Origin of the sequence: Bradyrhizobium sp. PRIMUS42 (assembly GCF_023006515.1) — a bacterium.
GTDB lineage: Bacteria > Pseudomonadota > Alphaproteobacteria > Rhizobiales > Xanthobacteraceae > Bradyrhizobium.
Genome location: NZ_JALBGZ010001020.1, coordinates 1 through 1,665 on the forward strand (window position 1 = coordinate 1; position 1,665 = coordinate 1,665).

General features: G+C 64.6%; 2 protein-coding genes. One reads left to right on the forward strand and one right to left on the reverse strand.

What is annotated here, in order from left to right:
* Window positions 1-828 (reverse strand): peptidoglycan-binding protein (locus MOV75_RS37020; RefSeq protein WP_247007858.1); only part of this gene is annotated, 828 nt, incomplete at its 3' end.
* Between the two features lie 246 nt (window positions 829-1,074).
* Between MOV75_RS37020 and MOV75_RS37025 the strand changes: the two genes are divergently transcribed.
* Window positions 1,075-1,449: a hypothetical protein gene (locus tag MOV75_RS37025; RefSeq protein WP_246930474.1), complete on the forward strand. Its 375-nt coding sequence runs from the start codon at window positions 1,075-1,077 to the stop codon at window positions 1,447-1,449.
* Window positions 1,450-1,665: the final 216 nt, after the last annotated feature.

Sequence of the window (1,665 nt, forward strand, 5' to 3'; positions counted from 1 at the left end):
CTGCCCGGCGGTGCCCGGCTGCTGCGTCGCGCGCGTGATGGCGGCGACCGTGGCGGCGTCGAGAAGCCCGGTGTCTCTCAAGCCGTTCTGTTGCTGAAATTGCGACACGGCGGCCCTGGTTTTTGCTCCGCTGATACCGTCCTCGGCGAGCGGCGGATTGGCGCCGAGCTTGTTGAGCGCCTGCTGCATGAGAATGACCGTCGAGGCCACATCGTCCTCCGGCTCGGTACGGCCGGCGAATTGCGGGCTGCCGTCCAGCGTGATCGAGGAATCCAGCGACATCATCGCATGCAGGATCGCCGCGGTGCCGAGCTGGGTATCGACGTGATTGGAGTCGAACACATGGTCGCGGACGAACTTTCCGGCCCGTGCCTCGGGCGGACCGTACAATGTCGAGCCGCCATAGAGATAGGGCGAATTGACGCCCTTGGCGTGATAACCGAAGCCGTTGAACGCCTCGAGCCGGAATAGCATCCGCGCGATGCCCCAATCCTGGGCGCCGATGAAGTTCTCGAGTCTGAACGCGTCCACGGCGCCGTCCACGAAGGTCGCAAACGGGCCGCGCCCTTTCGGCACGATGGTGGTCACGCGATGCAGCGACTCGCCGTTGCCGAGATAAGTGTCGAAATCGAAATTGGACTCGCGGTAGTGGCAGAGCGCAGTGAAGTGCCAGGGGACGCCCGTCAACCGCTCGATCTGCTGATAGGTCGTCTTGCCGTTGAGGGCCTTGCGGGCCACCGCATTCGCTTCAGTGAGACGGCCGGGCCGGATCTCGAGACTGGCCCAATTCCGCTCATATTCGGCTTTCAAACTCTCGAATGAAATCATTTTCCGCTCCGCAAATGAATGATCGAATCTCGTGTAAGCCAAGTGAACCGGCTGGCGTGATCCGGGGGTGACGCCAGCATGATCTCCCGCAAATCTGGCAGGTCGCCGGTCCGTCGCATGTGAAATGGCTTACAACCTGGATGGGAAATCCTCGGGGGCACCGGCATGCGGGCGCGACCGCCCATCAGGGAACCGGCGCCGCCGTCCGTCCGTTAGCGAGCGAAACGGTTCGGCAAGGAGTCCTGCATGGCCAAGCGCATCCTCGCGATCGGCATCGAACCCGGCAGTGCCGACTACAGCGCATTCCCGCAACTGACGCCGGAGCTCGTGCGCAACTATATCGAGGCGCAGCTGTTGCGCCTGCGCGATCTCGGCTTCGAGGTCACGAGCTGCCTGATCGATCTCGACGTCACCGCGGAAGCCGGCGTCACGGCCGCGCTGCGCGACGAGAGCTTCGACTGCATCGTGATCGGCGCCGGCCTGCGCGAGCCGAAGGAGCGCCTCGTGCTGTTCGAGAAGGTGCTCAACCTCGTCCATCGCCTCGCCCCGGAAGCCGCGATCTGCTTCAACACCACGCCCGCTGATACGGCCGAGGCGGTGCAGCGCTGGGTCGAGCCGTGAGCCGGCAATTTGTCTGGCCCGAATCCGCGTGCGGCGCTATGACTGCCCCACCACAGGGAGGGCGAGCATGCTTCGGGGTCTTCGCATTGGAAGTTTTGGAATCGCGGCATGTCTGACGGTTGCGGCGGCGATGCCCGTGCATGAGGCCGCAGCCCAGGACGCCATTGGCGGCGCGATCATCGGCGGTGTCGGCGGAGCGATCCTCGGCGGCGCGCT

Bases quoted from the DNA above. Each gene is read 5' to 3' on its own strand.
- MOV75_RS37025 (WP_246930474.1), top strand. From the start codon at position 1,075: ATGGCCAAGCGCATCCTCGCGATCGGCATCGAACCCGGCAGTGCCGAC.